At 40.4% G+C, this 17,398-nt stretch carries 12 protein-coding genes; 5 read left to right on the forward strand and 7 right to left on the reverse strand.

The annotated features are described in order from the left end of the window. Nucleotides 1–221: 221 nt before the first annotated feature. The 3 genes from G500_RS23665 to G500_RS26560 form a co-directional block, all read right to left on the reverse strand. Nucleotides 222–1,187 carry a hypothetical protein gene (locus G500_RS23665; protein WP_051203683.1) on the reverse strand — a complete coding sequence of 322 codons (966 nt, stop codon included), beginning with the start codon at nt 1,185–1,187 and terminating at the stop codon, nt 222–224. 87 nt (nt 1,188–1,274) lie between these two features. Further along, nucleotides 1,275–3,530, reverse strand: coding sequence for a DNA mismatch repair protein MutS (gene mutS, locus G500_RS23670; protein WP_342664609.1), 2,256 nt, complete (start codon nt 3,528–3,530; stop codon nt 1,275–1,277). Between the two features lie 35 nt (nt 3,531–3,565). Continuing rightward, entirely contained in the window at nt 3,566–3,955 is a 390-nt protein-coding gene (locus G500_RS26560) for a MutS N-terminal domain-containing protein (RefSeq protein WP_342664610.1), read from the reverse strand. A gap of 289 nt (nt 3,956–4,244) precedes the next feature. Here G500_RS26560 and hisB point away from each other — a divergent pair, with 289 nt between their 5' ends. The 5 genes from hisB to G500_RS0114750 all read left to right on the forward strand — a co-directional run bounded on the left by hisB (nt 4,245) and on the right by G500_RS0114750 (nt 13,864). Next, on the forward strand, nt 4,245–5,399 hold the full coding sequence (gene hisB, locus G500_RS0114730) for a bifunctional histidinol-phosphatase/imidazoleglycerol-phosphate dehydratase HisB (RefSeq protein ID WP_035757617.1): 1,155 nt from the start codon (nt 4,245–4,247) through the stop codon (nt 5,397–5,399). Nucleotides 5,400–5,482: 83 nt separating this feature from the next. Beyond that, entirely contained in the window at nt 5,483–6,334 is an 852-nt protein-coding gene (locus tag G500_RS0114735; protein ID WP_027003108.1) for an N-acetylglucosamine kinase, read from the forward strand. 55 nt (nt 6,335–6,389) lie between these two features. Continuing rightward, the gene (locus G500_RS0114740; RefSeq protein WP_027003109.1) at nt 6,390–7,046 is read left to right on the forward strand and encodes an O-methyltransferase; all 657 of its coding nucleotides are present in this window, start codon (nt 6,390–6,392) and stop codon (nt 7,044–7,046) included. 13 nt (nt 7,047–7,059) lie between these two features. Further along, a complete protein-coding gene (locus G500_RS23675; RefSeq protein ID WP_051203685.1) occupies nt 7,060–8,967 on the forward strand; it encodes a D-alanine--D-alanine ligase family protein in 1,908 nt (635 codons plus the stop codon). Nucleotides 8,968–9,181: 214 nt separating this feature from the next. Beyond that, complete coding sequence (locus G500_RS0114750; protein ID WP_027003110.1) at nt 9,182–13,864, forward strand: sacsin N-terminal ATP-binding-like domain-containing protein; 4,683 nt, start codon at nt 9,182–9,184, stop codon at nt 13,862–13,864. 53 nt (nt 13,865–13,917) lie between these two features. On the opposite strand, the gene G500_RS23680 is transcribed toward G500_RS0114750, so the two are convergent. The 4 genes from G500_RS23680 to G500_RS0114775 form a co-directional block, all read right to left on the reverse strand. After that, on the reverse strand, nt 13,918–14,328 hold the full coding sequence (locus G500_RS23680) for a hypothetical protein (RefSeq protein ID WP_051203687.1): 411 nt from the start codon (nt 14,326–14,328) through the stop codon (nt 13,918–13,920). A gap of 48 nt (nt 14,329–14,376) precedes the next feature. Next, nucleotides 14,377–14,796 (reverse strand): ATP-binding protein, encoded by a 420-nt coding sequence (locus G500_RS0114760; protein WP_027003111.1) that lies wholly within the window; start codon nt 14,794–14,796, stop codon nt 14,377–14,379. After that, a complete protein-coding gene (locus tag G500_RS0114765; protein WP_027003112.1) occupies nt 14,786–15,127 on the reverse strand; it encodes an STAS domain-containing protein in 342 nt (113 codons plus the stop codon). The genes G500_RS0114760 and G500_RS0114765 overlap by 11 nt, the downstream gene beginning before the upstream one ends. Nucleotides 15,128–15,288: 161 nt before the next feature. After that, nucleotides 15,289–17,250 (reverse strand): DUF3857 domain-containing protein, encoded by a 1,962-nt coding sequence (locus G500_RS0114775; RefSeq protein ID WP_154657173.1) that lies wholly within the window; start codon nt 17,248–17,250, stop codon nt 15,289–15,291. Between the last annotated feature and the right edge of the window lie 148 nt (nt 17,251–17,398).

The following is a 17,398-nucleotide window of genomic DNA, read 5'->3' on the forward strand; positions in this document are numbered from 1 at the left end:
GCATCTGCTTAGGTATCATTTTGGGTATCATTTACCAAAAAAACGCTGAAAAATGGGAATGGGTAGGGTTTTTCGATTCCCACCACCTCCACAAAAAGACCGTTTTTAGACGCAAGCTCTAAAAACGGTCTTTTCTTTTTGTCTAAAATTAGGTTGAAAAAGAAATGCAAATTTTATTTCTTTGAAATTTAAAAGTCTATTTTTGCCTATCCTAATTTTGCCTACTTTCTTTTGACCTGCAAACCGCGCAAACCCATATCGACGACAGGCTCGGCGTAATTGCTTTGAATGTCGATATCCCACTCGCCGTTGGCGTTGGTATCGCGCCATTCGAAACTTTCTTTGATGGAAAAGGAAAGTACAATGTGAATATCCTGTGATTCATTGCCCGAAATTTCCAAAGGTTGTGCAAATGCACCCGTAATGACGCAAGAACCCGCAGGAATGGGCGAAGTTGCCGCCAAAGGATTGACAACCGTAGTGCCTGCCGATTCGCCTACTGATACCTGACGACGCGAAAAATTGTAGGCAGGCAGAGAAATTTCAGATTCGAAAGCCCAAAAACCTTGCTTTTTGTCGTCATTGACCGTAATGATTTCCTGCTTTACCTGATGCGTTGTGATATGGGTATTGTAGCCCAAAAAAGAAGCAAGCGTACCCACCTGCCCATCGAGGTCTATCATTTCGCTACCAATAGGGATATTTTTTAGGTTAAATTTAATATCATAGTTTTGATACGAAACAGAAGCCCTCACCCATTCATAACGCCCTGCCTGCAATTCTGAAAGCGGAATTTCTAAAAAAACCTTGCCTTCTTCGCTTACAATCGCCTTCGAAAAATCAATGGCGGTGCGAAAGCCATTTTTCTGCGAAGGCAGTTCTTCATTGAAATACAAGACCTGACCTGCCCCCAAAGCCGTATAAGCCGAAGGCGCAAATTCGAGGTAGTGAATACTCATGGCGTTGAAAAGTGGCGTTTGTGCCGCATTTCCCTCTGGAATGACCGAAGGCTCTGCCAAATTATTGAGGCGTGCCTGCTCTTTGTCAAATTTAAACTCGAAGCGCAATTTGGGCGAACTATTGGGCAGAGGCTCATTTTCGCTTTCGCAACTCATCAGAAAAAGACCTGCCAAACCCAAAAAAGAAAAACCCAAAAAAGAAAAAAAGGATAAGGGATGAAGTTTCATTTTTGTAGAATTTAGTTAAAAAATTTAGTTTTCAAATAACAACCCTTTTGCAATAGCCTGCTGCCTCAATCGCCTCGATTTTTATTTTTATCGGATTAGATTTTGAAGTTCATGCAATTTGAGCAACGCCTCCACAGGAGAGATGCGATTGATGTCTAATTCGCTTAATCTTTGCTTCAAAATTTCATATTGAGGGGGAAGTGTATTTTTGTCGCCTTGCTCCCATTGTGGCATCTGGGCTGCAATTTGCGCTATTTGGGGGCTATTTTGCTCCTGCTGACTTTTCATTTTTTCAAAATGTGCCATCATTTCAGAAGCACGCAAGACCACACTTCGGGGCATGCCTGCTAATTGGGCAACATTGATACCAAAACTATGCGAACTACCGCCTGCCTGCAATTTTCGCAAAAAGACGATTTTACCGCCTATTTCACGCACCGAAACGTTGAAATTTTGGATACGCGGATAAAGATTTGCAAGCTCGTTTAGCTCGTGATAGTGGGTTGCAAAAAGCGTTTTGGCGCGAAAAGTGGGCTGATTGTGGAGATATTCTACAATCGCCCAAGCAATAGAAATGCCGTCATAAGTGCTTGTGCCTCTGCCAATTTCGTCCATCAAGACCAAACTGCGCTCGCTCAAATTATTGAGGATACTTGCCGTCTCGCTCATCTCTACCATAAAGGTAGATTCGCCCTGCGAAAGGTTGTCGGAAGCCCCTACGCGCGTAAAAATCTTATCCACAATGCCAATTTCGGCGGCTTGGGCAGGGACAAAACTCCCCATTTGTGCCATCAAAACGATAAGTGCCGTTTGGCGAAGTAAGGCAGATTTACCCGCCATGTTAGGTCCCGTAACGATAATAATTTGTTGTTTTTCTGAATCTAAATACAAATCATTGGGTACGTATTCTACGTGTGCGCCACTTTTGGCTGCCTGCCATTCCAAGCTGCGCTCGATGACGGGATGTCGTCCGCCTTTGATGTCTAAAATGTCGGAATCAGAAATTTGTGGGCGCGTGTAGTGATACTTTTCGGCTATTATCGCAAAAGAAGTTAGTACATCTATTTGTGCCAAAATTTGTGCATTTTTCTGAATAGGCAACACTTCGAGCATCGCTTGTGCAACTAAGGCTTCGTAATATTGTGCCTCCAAAGTGCTTATCCGCTCTTCGGCTGCCAATATTTTTTCCTCCAATTCTTTGAGTTGGGGCGTGATATAACGCTCGGCAGCGGTAAGGGTTTGCTTTCTAATCCATTCCTTTGGCACGCGGTTTTTGTAGGTATTGCGTACCTCGATGTAGTAGCCAAAGACTTTATTGTAGCTAATTTTAAGAGAGGTAATACCCGTTCTTTGTGCTTCTTCTTGTCTAATTTTTTCTAAGATATTTTTACCATTTTTAGAAACATTGCGGTATTCGTCTAAATCTTGAAATACGCCTGCTTTGATAACATTGCCCGCATGCAGGAGCAAAGGCGGCTCATCTTCTATCTGTTCGAGGAGCAAATTGAGTAGGCGCGTGCAGGGTTGAAGTGCCTCGCCCCAATTTGCCAAAAGTGGCGTTTGCGAAAGCAAAGTTTTGAGGGTAGGCAGCAAAGCTAAGGTATTTCGTAGCTTGACCATTTCGCGCGGATTGATTCTACCTGTCGCAATTTTGGAAACCAAACGTTCCAAATCGCCTACCTCTTTGAGCGTATGGCGCAAGGTGGCACGTTTTTCCTCTTCTGATACAAAATAGGCTACTTTTTCTTGTCTTTCTTCAATTTCGGTTTTATTTTTCAAAGGCAAAGTAAGCCATTTTCTAAGCATACGCGCACCCATAGGCGTTTGCGTAACGTCTAAAATATCCCAAAGGGCAGTGCCATTTTCATGCTGCGGACGCAAAATTTCTAAATTGCGGATTGTAAATTTATCGAGCCAGACGTATTTTTCTTGCTCTATTCGCGCCAAATGCGTAATGTGCGTCGTCTGATGGTGTTCGGTGGTTTCCAAATAAAAAAGTATCGCCCCTGCTGCCCATATTCCCAAACTTTGCTCTTCGAAGCCAAAACCTTTCAGACTTTGCGTCTTGAAGTGTTGAATCAATTTTTCATAAGCGTATTCTTGGGAATAAATCCAGTCTTCTATTGAAAAAGTGCTACATTCTACCGATAATAGCGTTTCGATGAGCTTTTTTTGCGGTTTGGCGTAAATCAATTCCGCAGGCAGGAAGCCCTGCAAGAGTTTTTCGGCATAATCCAAACTGCCCTCTGTGGCTAAAAACTCGCCTGTGGAAAGGTCTAAAAAGGAAATACCGACGCTTTTTTGCTTATCTTTGGCTTTTTCATCTATAAAAATAGAAGCCAAATAGTTATTTTTTTTGTTTTCTAAAACATTATCGCTTAGAGTAAGCCCAGGGTAACCAGTTCGGTAATGCCACGTTTGACGATACCTTTTGCCATTTTGGGGTCTTCGAGTTGGTCGCAAATCGCAACCCTTTCCCCTGCCCTGACCAGTTTGGGCAAATACGTATCGAGGGCATGGTAGGGAAAACCAGCCAATTCTATTTCAGAAGCCGAACCATTAGCGCGTTTGGTCAGGGTAATGTCTAAAATGCGTGCCGCCTTGATAGCGTCCTGACCGAAGGTTTCGTAAAAATCGCCTACCCGAAAAAGCAGAATCGCCGTAGGGTGTTTGCGCTTGATTTGCTCATATTGGCGCATCAGAGGCGTAGGCGCGGGTTTTTCGCTCTTTTTGGGCTGATTATTCAAATAATCTTCAAACATCATCATAAAACTATACCATCAATAAATAAAAAACAAAATCGCCGACGAAAAAGGCACAACATCGAAGCGATAAGCAAAGCTACATCTTTTATGTGAAAAATGCCCTAATTTGTTTCAATCTCACTGCGGACAAGGCAGTGCCTTGTTCCTACATTTGCACCTAATTTTTAGAATTTAATATCACTGCACCTCCCCCTCCTTTTTCAAACTTGCCGCTTTTGGCAAGGGCATTTTCAAAAATATTCTCTAACTTTGGCTACACAACTCAAAAGCGTATGATACGCGCCCGTTTCTGATGCAAGACTACACGCTCCCCAAACTCCTATTCATCGACCGCGACGGCACACTCATCAAAGAACCTGCCGACGAACAAATTGATAGCTTAGAAAAGCTCGAATTATTGCCCAAAATGATTCAGTCTTTACTCCACCTTCAAAAAGATGCGTCCTACCGCTTTTTGATGGTTACCAATCAAGACGGCTTAGGCACAGCGTCCTTTCCCGAACCGACCTTTTGGCAACCTCACCAAAAGTTGATGGGCATTTTAGAGGGCGAAGGCATCTTTTTCGAGGAGGTTTTGATAGACAAGACCTTTCCCCACCAAAACGCACCCACACGCAAGCCGCGCACAGGATTGGTAGAAGCCTACCTCGATGCAGAGAAATACGACTTAGCAAATTCTTTTACGATTGGCGATAGATTTACCGACATAGAATTTGCCAAAAATATAGGCTGCAAGGGCATTTTTATCAGCCCCGACCCCACACGCGACCGCCTGCGCCTTGCGCAAGAGCGTCCCGATTTAGTGCCTTTTTGCGCTTGTATGGTAGAAAATTGGGCTGAAATTGTAGCTTTTTTAGAAAGCCAAAAAGGGCGCGAGGCTACCCTTGAAAGAAAGACCTCCGAAACGCAAATCCGCCTCACCTTAGATTTAGACGGCGAAGGAAAGGCAAGCATACAAACGGGCGTAGGCTTTTTCGACCACATGCTCGAACAAATTGCCAAGCACGGACGCTTCAATCTGCACCTACAAGCACAAGGCGACCTGCACATAGAAGCGCACCACCTTATCGAAGATGTAGGAATTGCCTTAGGCATGGCTTTCAAAAAGGCGTTAGGCGATAAAAAGGGCATCAATCGTTACGGTTTTTTTATCCTGCCGATGGACGAGGTACGTGCCGAAGCTATCTTAGATTTGAGTGGAAGGGCGGCTTTTGTTTGGTCTGTCCCCCTCAAAAGGGAAATGATTGGCAACTTTCCGATGGAAATGGTAGCCCATTTTTTCAAATCCTTTTCCGACCAAGCCGCCTGCAATTTACACCTGCAAGCGCAAGGCGAAAACGACCACCACTTGGTAGAAGGCATCTTCAAAGCCTTTGCAAAAGCCTTAAAAATTGCCGTTTCTAAGAGCGGCTATGCAGATTTGCCCTCTACAAAAGGCGTTTTGTAGCAAAAAATCCGACAAGCAACCCCAAAAGGCTCACCGTTTTTTAGGGCTTAACCTCTTTATCGCAGCTCAAAAAAATTATAGATATGATACTCATCGCCGATAGTGGTGCTTCAAAGACAGATTGGCGGCTAATTTTGAGTCCTACTCAAATTGTACCGCTAAAAAGTAGTGGTTGGAGTCCGTATTTTATGGAAAGTGCCGAAATGATTGCCGACGGAAAGGCGCAACTTTTGCCCAAAATGGACACAAATTGGGTAGGACAAATTCGCCAAATTTATTTCTACGGGACAGGCTGCTCGAATGTGGAAAACTGCAAAAGAGTGGAAATTGCCCTGCAAAATCTTTTCCCTGCCGCTACACAAATTGCCGTTGCACACGACCTATTGGGTGCTGCACGCGCCCTCTGTGGGCGGGAGGCAGGTATCGCCTGCATCTTGGGTACGGGTTCGCATGCCTGCCTTTTTGATGGTGAAAATATCACTGCCGAAGCCATGAATTTGGGCTTTTGGCTGGGCGACGAAGGCAGCGGCGGCTACTTAGGCAAACGCCTCCTTACGGCGTGGGCGTATCGTGAAATGCCGCCTGCTTTGCACCAAAAACTGCAAAAACGCTATCAATTAGACCGCAATACACTCTTGGCACGTGCCTATCAGCAACCAAAACCCAACGAATATTTCGCCTCCTTTTCACACTTTCTCTTGCACAATTTGGAAGACCCTTTTTGTTATACATTGGTTTATGAAGCCTTTTTGCTTTTTTTGGAAAGGCACGTTTGCAAATTTGAAAACTACGACCAGCTACCTGTTCATTTTACGGGCAGTATCGCCTTCTATTTTGGCAACATCTTGCGAAAAGCAGCGCAAAATAAAGGCATTTGGTTGAAAAATATTGTAGAAAAACCCATTGCAGGGCTTACACTCTACCACAATCTCTAAACAGTTTTCAGGTTGTTTTTCAAAAAATATATTTTCATTTAAAATCAAAACTTATATGGAATTTTTGCCCCTCCCCATTTCCGACTATGCAGATGCACATAGCCAAGACGAATTGCCGATTTTGAAGGAATTAAGCCGCCAAACGCATCTGAAAGTCAAGATGCCGCGCATGCTGTCGGGACACCTGCAAGGCAATGTCTTGCAAGCCTTTTCGCAACTTTTGCAGCCCAAACGCATTTTAGAAATTGGCACTTATACGGGCTATTCCGCCATCTGTTTGGCACAAGGATTGGCGCAAGACGGTATTTTGCATACGATAGACAACAACGCCGAATTAGTAGATTTTCAAAATCACTTTTTTGAACAGTCAGGAAAAAGGGCGCAGATAAAAAACCATTTAGGCGACGCGCAATCGCTTATCAAGACCTTACAAGAAGACCCTGATAATGTTTGGGATTTGGTCTTTATTGATGCAGATAAAATCAATTACGCCCAATATTATGATTTGGTTTTTGAAAAGGTTAGGAAAGGCGGCGTTATCATTGCCGATAATGTCCTTTGGAGTGGAAAAGTAATAGAAGGTGCGGCAAAATCGTCTGACGAAGATACGATAGCCCTAAAAGCCTACAACCAAAAAGTTTATGCCGACCCGCGCGTCTTCAAAGTCTTGATGCCCTTGCGCGACGGCTTAATGGTATCCATCAAAAAATAAATCAGATAGACAAATGAAAATTGGAATCTTATTTGGTGGCATTTCGCGCGAGCGCGAAGTTTCCTTAGCAGGTGCAAAAACAGTGTGGCAATGTTTGGATAGGGCTTTTTTCACGCCCATACCCATCTTTATAGACGGCAAGGGCAGGTTTTTGAAAATCAACGAGGGCGCGTTTTTGGCTATGGAAAATACGCGCAGTTTTCAGATTCCGACCCCTAAGAGCGAAGATGCGATTTTAGAAAAACTCAAATTTTTTCAGCCGCTTTATGAAGAAATGCGCCCCGAAAGCCTGACCAAAAAGCAAGATGCGACTTGGGGAACGGCACTTTTTGCCGAACAACTCAAAACAGAGATAGACTTTGCCTTTTTAGCCCTACATGGCACATATAGCGAAGATGGCACCATTCAGGGCTTGCTCGAATGGCTCAATATTCCCTATTCAGGTTGTGGCGTTTTTAGTTCGGCATTTAGTATAGATAAGCATTTACAAAAGAAATTTAGTGCGCTTTCTCCCCTACAAAAGACCAACTCTTTTACGACCCTAACGCGCCAAGAGTGGTTTGAGGAAAATCACAGCCAACTTTTCGAGAGCGTCAAATCAAAGGTAGGCTTGCCTTTTGTCGTGAAAGCACCCTATCAGGGTTCGTCTATTGGCGTGAGCATGGTCAAAGAAGATAGCCTTGCAGCCTTCGAAAAGGCGGTGCAGGTTGCTTTATTTCTCAAAGAGATTCAGAAGTCGGATTGGGTTTCACTTTCTACTACCGAAAAACTTATCGAAACCCAAAAATGGACAGTTTTAGATAGAGAAATTGGTTTTCCGCTGGTCGTAATAGAGCGTTCGGGGCTGCACAGTCAGCAGACGGTTTGCCTGCACCCTTTGGAAGTCATCGAAAAATTGGACGACTATTTTTCTTATTCCGATAAAGCCGCGCTTTTGAGTTCGGTAGAAAGCGAAGAGCTTGTGATGTTTGAAAGTTTTATCAAAGGGAAAGAATTTTCTTGTGGGGTCTTGCAAAAAGCCGACGGCAGTGCCTTTGCCCTGCCGCCTACGGAAATTATCCCTGCCAAGGCGGATTCTTTTTACGACTATGAAGCCAAATATCAGGTGGGCGGTAGTGATAAAAAAATCCCCATTCGTCTGCCCCTGCGCGATATTGAGCAGATACAAGCGGTTTGTAAGGACTGGTTTGAAACTTTCCAATTAGAAGGTTATGCGCGTATAGATGGCTTTTTTGGCGAAGCAGGCGAAATTATTTTGATAGACATCAATACGCTGCCCGGGATGTCGCCTACTTCGCTTATCTTCCGACAGGCGGCGGAAGTGGGTTTTTCGCCTACCGATTTGCTCACTTATCTTATCAAAACTTCCCTACAAACACGTGTCAGAACGGGCAAACGCCCACACAAGGCGCGTCTTTTATTAGAAAATCTAACGCTGCGCCTCGAAAAAAACAAGGCAGAGGCACAGCAGAAAATTGGCGTTGGCATCTTTCTCTACCCCCAAATGGGCGAGGCATTTTTAGAAAGGGCGCGCCACCTCTACAATTTCACCGTTGCAAGGCAGAAGGCGCGTGGCTACCTTTTCTGGTATCTGGGGAAAAAGGGCATCTTGAAGCTACCCATTGGCTTTCTGCTCAAACCCTCTTTGGCAGAATTGAAGGCTGCCTTAGCCGAAGACCTGCCCCCCCTTCTACGACAGTGCGCCGAGCAAGCCGCCCCCCTAAGAACTGACATCGTGTGCGACTTTGCCCCTGCCCCACAAACGATTACCTTCGAGCAGCTTTTCGAAACCTGCACCCAACTTTATTTTCCCGACGAGCTACTCACTGAAAGCGAACACCTCAAACCTGCCGAAGTAGAAGATTTAGCCGAATTTGAGAGAAACCTCAAAAATCTGGGGCTTCAAGTCTTGAAATATTAAACGCCAAACGCCAACACTTTTGAGATAAGTGTTGGCGTTTTTTTTTGGGATTGAACATAGGAAAGTCGCTAATAAAATTGATTTAGAAGCTCTATCTTTTTAATAGACTAAAAAAGTTTTTGAAAAATTTGGAAAGATGAGAGAAAGGGGTTATATTTGGGGGTGATTCTGGTGAAATAGGCAACAAATTTTACACAATTTAGATAACAATAACATGAAATTATCAAATGATAAAGTTGTTACTTTTTTTAAAAAAACAGACAAAGAAATTTTAGACTACCTTTTGCAATGGTGGGAAATGGATAGTGTTTCCGAAAACGGAACTATCCGTTTAATTGGTACGATTGAGAATGACAACGGAATAAGTATTTTCAAAAACATTAGAAACTTTATTGGTGATATAATTAACTATCCTGAAAATTTGGGAGATATTAAAATTGTATTAAATAACAATATTTTTTTTAAAGAATTGACAGTTTGTTATTTTGATGTTAAACTTGCAGACTCCCATCAAAGACAAATAAAACAAAATCCATTTTTATTGACCTATGTTGGAAATTTAGAGGAAGTTTCAGTAGACAAAGTTACTATGTTAAGAAAAAAAAATATAGAGCATTTACATAAGGTTATGTTAGGTGGGCATCCTTTCCCTGCTGCAAGTTTGTCAGAAGCTTTAAAGCAATTTAAAATAGAACTTTACACCAAAAAAGAAAGGCTAATTTTTGAGTTAATTCAAAACGCTGACGATTTTCCTGATAAAAAAATCGGCACAGTTGATATGAAGTTCGTAATTTTAAAACAATATGTCGCTATTACACACAACGGAAGGGCTTTCCGAGAAATTGATGTAAAGGCAATTTCGAGTATAGGGGACAGTGCCAAACGAAACGATGAATCTGCAACTGGTTATAAGGGCATAGGCTTTAAATCAGTTTTCACTCATTCAGAAAAAGTATATATCTATTCGGGAGGATATTCGTTTCTGTTTGACAAAACTAATGAAAAGTATTCAAATTTTGAAGATTTATACCCATCTAAGGAAGTCCAAAAAGAATTTAGAGGAATGTATCAAAAATATGCTAACTCAGAAGTAATACCTTGGGAAATAATGCCGATTTGGATAGATAAAGACCAATATCCCGATGAGTTGAAAAACGAAGGAACTTTCTTTTCGTCAAATGTAGCATTTGGACTCTACTTCGGAAGTAAAAATGTAAATGAGTTTAAGTTTAGAGTGGCTAATATGTTTAAAGAGCCTCGTTTTTTACTTTTTTTGAGAAACATAAATTCTATCAAAATTGATGGATTAGAAAATCCTATTAATGTTACTCGATATAGAGAGGGCGTATTTTGTCATTTACAAGCTAATGGTGAAGAAACTAACATCTTCTTAATTCCCAATGAACCAAAACGTATTGAACTTAGTGATACAGATATTGCACGATTTAAAAATATTGATGACATTCCTCCGAAACTTATATCAGCAGGTTGTTTCAGTATTAATTTTGCAGTTTATTTTGAGAATCAGTGTATTACTCCTGTTAAAAACAGTGTGATTTTTACTTATCTTCCAACGGAAGATAACTCATATAACTTTCCTTTTTTAGTAAATAGTGACTTTGTTACTTCAAGTAATCGGGAACAAATACTACCTGAAAATGAGTGGAATAAATTTGTTTTTGAATACATTGGTTATGAGTTATTTAATTGGGCTAAATCAATTATGGAAAGTAATGCTTTTTACCGATTTAGTTTTTTATCTATAATCCCTAAAAAATTTGAAATCCAAATAAATAATTTTGAAAATGTTAAAAGCCATTTCAACAAAGGTTTTGACAAAGCCATTCAAGAAATAGCATTTTTACCTACTTCAAACGGTTCTTTATGCAAAGTAGCAGATGCTTTGGTAGATTTGACAGGACTTTCTGAAATCATTGGTTACGAGCTGTTTGTGAGAGTTGTAAATCCAAGTAAAACACTCATTGACAATAGGTTAGAAAGCAAACCAAAACTTATTGACTTGCAAGGAATTAGTATTTTTGGAAAAGACGAACTGAAAAAACTATTTGACAATTCAACTTTTCAGCAGGTTTTAAACCCTCAACTTCTTTTACGAGTCTTGATTTTTTTGCAGGAAAAAGGGGGTAATTTTTCTGATATTGGTTTGCTGTATAGTGAAAACAGTAGTCAAGGTTTGCTTACGCCTTCTTCTTTATATTTTCAAACAAACCAAGCAGATAAGGATTTACTTACATTTAAGTCTGTTTACTTTTTGCACCCAACTATTAACGACTATGCAGAAAGTAACTCTAAATTCAAAAGTTGGCTTGTAAGTTTGGGCGTTAAGGTGTTTGAAGGGGCTAACTTTGTTCGGAGCGAAATTATTGGTAATAACTCTGAAATTAATAAAGTTCTCATAAACATCAATACAAACACAAATTTTTGGACTTACATTTTTAGGTATCGCAGTTTACTCTTAGAGAACGAAATAAAAAGCTTATCAAAATTTTATGTTATTGATGTTCAAAAGAAAAGTTCTATTTATGTTTCAGAATGTTATTTATCTGACCATTTCAAAGAGAAGGGTGACCCCTCAACTGAAAGCATATTTACAGAATTAGGTTTAGAAGGATATTTTTTAATGACAGATTACTGTCCTGAACAGAAAAATGTAAGTGATTGGCGAAAATTTTTTAATCAAATCGGAATAAAAAGGTCAGAAAATAGTAGAATTTTCAAAGATAAATTGGTGTCATTTATTCAAAGTGGCAAAATGACACCTGAAAATTATCTCAAAGTTACGAAGTTCTGTTTTGAAGTATTCAACAGCAACAGAGATGTGTTTGACGGTTTATCTCTATCTAATTTCCAAGTACATACTACTGATAACTATTTAAAACCTATTTCTGAATGTATTTTAAGTGATGATTATACACAAGATTTACGTTTAGCAAGTGTTCTACCCGAACAAGTTTTGCCTAATCAAATTCATAGTATCTATTTACAGCAGATTAGCAATAATCGCCAAAATTGGAAAGAGTTTTTTCTACGATTAAATCCTAACGTAGAACTTAATTCTACTGATATAGTCAAAAGAAAAATAAGTGCTTTAGCATCGAATCCAAGTTTAGTAACACTTCAAAATGTATCTCAAATTTGGAAAACTATACTTGCATTTAAAGACGAGTTATTAAAGACACACAAGGAAGAATTAAAGAAAATTCCTGTACTATTGAAAAATAATACTTTGGCTTTATCAACTCGGTGCTACTTTCCAAAAGAATACAGCCCAAGTACGGAAGTTGAAGACTTACTAATAGGGTATCATGACTACTTTATTAGTCCAACTTTTAGCACTATTTCAGGATTGCTTTATGTTGATTTAAAAGTTTTTTTTAAACAGATTGGAGTAGAAGAAGAACTGCGAAGAAAACGGGATGTTTTTTGGGAAACATATGATATACCAGCTAAAAAGTTTTTGCTACCTTCTAACACAGATTTTTGCGAAAAATTTTGGAAATATTTCAGTAAAAATTTTGATTATAAAGGATTAAATAATGAGTTTAAAGAATATATAACTCAAAATCCTGTCATTCCTTGTTTAGATGGCAGTGTAAAACACGCCAGCGTGGTTCACTCTTACCAAATAAAGGATTTAGTAAATGATGAATCCGTAACTTGTAGTATTGAGTTGAGTGCAGAGTTAGAAACTTTTTTAGGTTTACAGCAGCAACTTACTGCCGCTAAGTGTTTTGAATTGCTGAACAATTTTGCAGTCTCGAATGATATTGATGAGGAAAAGATAAAGAAAATATATGATACACTTTTGTGGCGTGTAGAAAGGTACTTTGTGCAAAATCCATTTTCTAAAATCAGTGACATCAAAAAAAACGAGGCTACCGTTAATTTCACACAGAATGGTTGGCTACTTAGTAATAAAGGAGTTTTTCAAAAAGTGACAAACTTATTCTATGAAGACGTAACAGCAGATTACTTACCCTTAGAAGAGAGTGATAGAGTAGTGAAACGTTTTGGTGATAAAGATTATTGGAAAAAGTTTGAAGTAGTACTAAGCATTTTTGGTATAGAAAAAATAACAGCAGAAGATTTTAGTTTAGATTCTCAATCATCAAAGGTTGATGCGATAGAACTAAGCAAAACACTTAACAATAGTATTTCTGAATTTGCTAATAAAATTGATATAACAAATGCTCAATATATTGAAAATTTATTGCAAAATAAGCTTAATAACTTGAAAATTTACTATAGCCCAACTATAAAAATAAATTGTGATAAACTAAATTATAGCCTTATAGTACCTAATTATTACAATACTTCACAAAATACAATTTATTTCAGTGGAAATTGGAACAGTATTTCTAATGCGAAACTTATTGAATACCTGTTTAAGGCTTTTGATATTTCAGAGAGCCAAATAAGTAAAGATGAGTTTGTTAGTATTCTTTTAAGAAACATCTATATAATAAAACCACAACAAGGTGAGGGCGTTGATGAAACTTATGCTACCAACAGCGGCTTCCAATCGGGTAGATTTATTGATAAAACAACTGCACGTCTTGGAGAGGAACACGTAAATAAAGAACTTGAAAGACTGTTTCCTAATAGGTATGAATGGCTCAATTCTGAACAAGAAGCAGGAAAGCCCTATGACTTTATCATTTATTCAGATGATACTGAAGGAACAGTCCTTTTTTATGTTGATGCAAAATCAACATCAACAAGCGAAGACGACAGCGACAGCATTCCGTTTTTTGTAATGAATAGTGAATGGAACTTTATAGCGGACGGGAAAGAAAATTATGTCGTAGCAAGGGTATTCGATACAAAAAAGGCAAATCCTATAGTTAAATTTTTAAATATAAGAAATCTTCAATAAAAAATCCCCACCCCCCAAAAAACTCAGGGGGGTAGTTTAAATTTTAAGGATTACTACTCCCCTACCTTTTCTTCTTTGGGTGCGGTTTGGTCGTTTATGGTTTCGATTTTATAGACTAAATAGTTGGTATCGCCACGCCAAGGGAGCGTTAAAATCATTTCGCGGTAATAAATCTTGACGCGCTCACCCGTAACAGCCACTTGGTCTAAGGTTTTGAGTGTGCCTTCTTCATTTTCTTCTACCGAAAAGACAAATTTTTCGAGGCTATTGCCGCCCTGATTGAGATTCATTTCTCCCTCATAGGTTTTGAAAACATAACCCTTCCTACTTAACTTGATAACCGTACCTGCGCGGAAGCCCTCGCTGGTGTAGCCAAAGTAGAAATAAGAACCTACCGCCATACTGACTAATAGTACGCCGATGGCTACCAAAATGCCGATACGCTTGGGTTTGGAAAGTGCCATGTGGGATAGAGAAAAAAGGTAATAAAATAAAAAAGATGATGAAATAAACTATGCAATTCGCTTAGAAATGTGGTAAATGTTCTTGTTCTCGGTCTGAAAAATGCGCACTGTGTCCATGATGTTGCGAATGAGCATCACGCCCATGCCGCCACGCTGCTTGTTCTTGACAATCTCCTCGATGTTGGGACACTGGTGCTGACTTATATCATAAGGCGCATTGCCATTATCCACGACTTCAAAGACAAACTCGTCGTCTTTGAAGAAGGCAGTAATGTCTATCTGCTCGCTGGGGTTGCAATGATTGCCATGAATGATAACATTGGCACACAACTCATCCACTGCCACAATCATCTGATTGATAACAATCGGATTGAGGCGCATCTCATGCGGCTTTAAGACCAACTCGACAAATTCCCTGATGCGTTTTAAATTATTACGCAAACAATGTACTCTCAATTTATGCTCCATCGGCTATTTTTTTAGCTTGTTCTTTATTGGTAGTAATGGGAAGGATATTGTGCAGTCCGAGTATCTGAAAGACATTGAAGACTTTGCTACTCAAACCAAACAAGACCAACTTGATGCCTTTATGGGTACAATCTTCCCAATGGGCGGTGAAAACTCCAATACCCGGCGAGGAAATATACTCCAAACCTGTGCAGTCTATCAAGATTTTTTTGTGATTTTCCTTGATAGAATTTAGCAAAAGCGTGTCCAATTCTATAGCAGAAGCGGCATCTAAATCGCCTTTGACTACGATAAGGAAATAGCTTTCCTCTTTAAAAGTTTTCAATTCCATTTGTATTAAAGGTAGTTACGAATAAATGGGGACTGGGGTTATCAGTGGGGTGTGTAAGTTTTGGGCAAATTTAAAACTTTTTTTGATAGCAGCCTGCTCAAAACTGCTTTTTAAGCCTTTTTCCCAAAAACTCTCGCCTTTACAAGCCTTTCGACCCTGCACTAACGCGCCAAAATAATATTCTGACGGTAAGCATCATTGAGCATTTCTATCATCAGATTCCACTCTTGAAAACGCGCCTTTTCCAAAAGTAGGTAGCTGCCATAGACCCGATGAAATAGCAAAAGGCTCTCTTTCCTGCGCTCATAGCGAATTTCATAACCAAAGAAATCGCCTTTATAACTCTGATTTTCAGGCACATGACGAAGAAGATAGCCTTTGGGCAACTCTAAGATGTAGAGATGGGTTTCCTCGAAGTGGTAATGACTGCTGATAGGCGAACGGCGCAAAGTATCAATTTCGGTACTGCGCCATACGGGGTTTAGGTGCAGATTGAGGTAAATTTCGTTTTGTAAGATTTGAACGTATTGCGGCAGAAGATATTGGTATTGAATCCGCAAGAGGCTATCCCGACTCACTTGATAATTTAGAAGTTGCAAATGCTCCTGCTTAGGGTTGAGAAGTTTGCGGAGGGCTTCTTTTTCTTCCCCTTTCGTCGCATTCCTTACCAAAGGCGCAAGCAAATCTTTTGGATAGCCTTTGTAATAGACCTGTGCCTCACCGCTTAATGTGCGCTGACTCAAATCTAACTTCAAATAGGCACTATCATAGATTTGATTTTGGCTTTTTTCTAAAATGGGCAAAGTCAGGACTTGAAATTCGGTAGGACTTTTGGCTACCAAAGCCTCCTTTCCTTGTATAAAAGAGGTAGGCTTCCCAAAATCGTCTGTTTTGCCTGTGGCATCTAAAAAAAGGGTATCCCCTTCGAGCATCAAAACGGCAATCATGTGGTTATCGACGGCAGGCGTAGGCAGGTTTTGATAGCGATAAGGCAAATCGCGCGAGCCTATCCAAGCAAAATAGGCTTCCAAGCCCACCGCCCGCAGCAAGCCAACAAGCAAGCTGCTCATATCCTTACAATCGCCATAGCGTTTGTAAAGTACGCTGGCAGGAGCGGCAGGCACAAAACCGCGTAAGCCATCTTCGAAGGCAATGTACTGAATTTGGGTATTGACCCAGCGGAAAATCATTTCGGCTTTTTGCCGCTCATTTCGCGCTCCCAAAGTAAGCGAATCGGCAAGGTCTTTTAAATCGCGATAAGCCGCTTTGCTATCCACTTTTGAAATAAAACCATAATACCACTGATACAAGTCGCGCGTGGAAGCTAAAAAAGGCTTTTCTTCTACCCTGCTCACATACGGAATTTGATGGGGTTCGTAATAGCGCAAGGCAGGCGCACTTTTGTCCTGCGAAAACTTAGGCAGGTTCTCCGCCTCAAAATGATAGATGTGGTATTTTTTATCGCTCTTCGAATCTTTGCGCACCTGATACGGTTGCAGATGAAAATCTACCACTTCAAGACTTACGCGCTTATCTACATAAATTGTAAAGGCAGCCTTTTGCGTTTTGGCATAGCTTGTCCAGAAAAAGCTACCCAAAAAACGCGGCTCTTTGATATGCTCGCGATAAGTCAAGACCGTTTCCGCCCCTGCAATTACCTGCGGAAAGATAAAGGTGAGTTCTTTGGCATCATTGTAGAAAACGTCTGCCGATACTACGTCGCGCTGCTCGAAATGATTGACGCTCTTTTTTATTTTGCTGCCATCTTTTTGAGGCAAAAGCGTATAGGCTTCTTTGGCTAAAATGGTCTGATATTGTGAAAAAGGAATGACCTCGTTGGCATACGCCTGCGACTGAAATTTGAGATGCAGCATGCGCGTATGATGCTCGGCGACGATATAAAGGCTATCCTTTTGAGGCAGATAATCTATCCAAAGTGTTTTTCTACGCTCTAAAAATATCGCCTTTTCTTCGGGGTAGCGATTTTGAAAATCAGAAAAAGATAGACTAACGGCGGTATTTGAAAGTGAATTTGAGGGTACGTGCTGGGCAGTGATTTTTCCAAAACTACAAGCCATTTCTATCAAAACCAAAAAAACAAGCCCCATCAGCCGCTTAGTCAAGCTGTTTAAATGAGTACGCGCCTTGCCCTTTGGGGGCAGGGGGTGGGGTAAAACATCTCTGAACCCCCGCCCTACCCTCCCCCCATAGGGGAGGATTTGAAAACCAACAGTTTTTTTTGCGGCTTTACTTGGAAAAGCCTGCGAAAAG

The organism is Hugenholtzia roseola DSM 9546 (assembly GCF_000422585.1).
Classification (GTDB): Bacteria; Bacteroidota; Bacteroidia; order Cytophagales; family Bernardetiaceae; genus Hugenholtzia; species Hugenholtzia roseola.

Coding starts and splice junctions, on each gene's coding strand:
- G500_RS0114765 (WP_027003112.1), bottom strand. CDS start 15,127: ATGGAATTGAAAACTTTTAAAGAGGAAAGCTATTTCCTTATCGTAGTC.
- G500_RS26560 (WP_342664610.1), bottom strand. CDS start 3,955: ATGATGATGTTTGAAGATTATTTGAATAATCAGCCCAAAAAGAGCGAA.
- G500_RS23675 (WP_051203685.1), top strand. CDS start 7,060: ATGAAAATTGGAATCTTATTTGGTGGCATTTCGCGCGAGCGCGAAGTT.
- G500_RS0114740 (WP_027003109.1), top strand. CDS start 6,390: ATGGAATTTTTGCCCCTCCCCATTTCCGACTATGCAGATGCACATAGC.
- G500_RS23680 (WP_051203687.1), bottom strand. CDS start 14,328: ATGGCACTTTCCAAACCCAAGCGTATCGGCATTTTGGTAGCCATCGGC.
- G500_RS0114760 (WP_027003111.1), bottom strand. CDS start 14,796: ATGGAGCATAAATTGAGAGTACATTGTTTGCGTAATAATTTAAAACGC.
- hisB (WP_035757617.1), top strand. CDS start 4,245: ATGCAAGACTACACGCTCCCCAAACTCCTATTCATCGACCGCGACGGC.
- G500_RS0114750 (WP_027003110.1), top strand. CDS start 9,182: ATGAAATTATCAAATGATAAAGTTGTTACTTTTTTTAAAAAAACAGAC.
- G500_RS0114735 (WP_027003108.1), top strand. CDS start 5,483: ATGATACTCATCGCCGATAGTGGTGCTTCAAAGACAGATTGGCGGCTA.
- G500_RS23665 (WP_051203683.1), bottom strand. CDS start 1,187: ATGAAACTTCATCCCTTATCCTTTTTTTCTTTTTTGGGTTTTTCTTTT.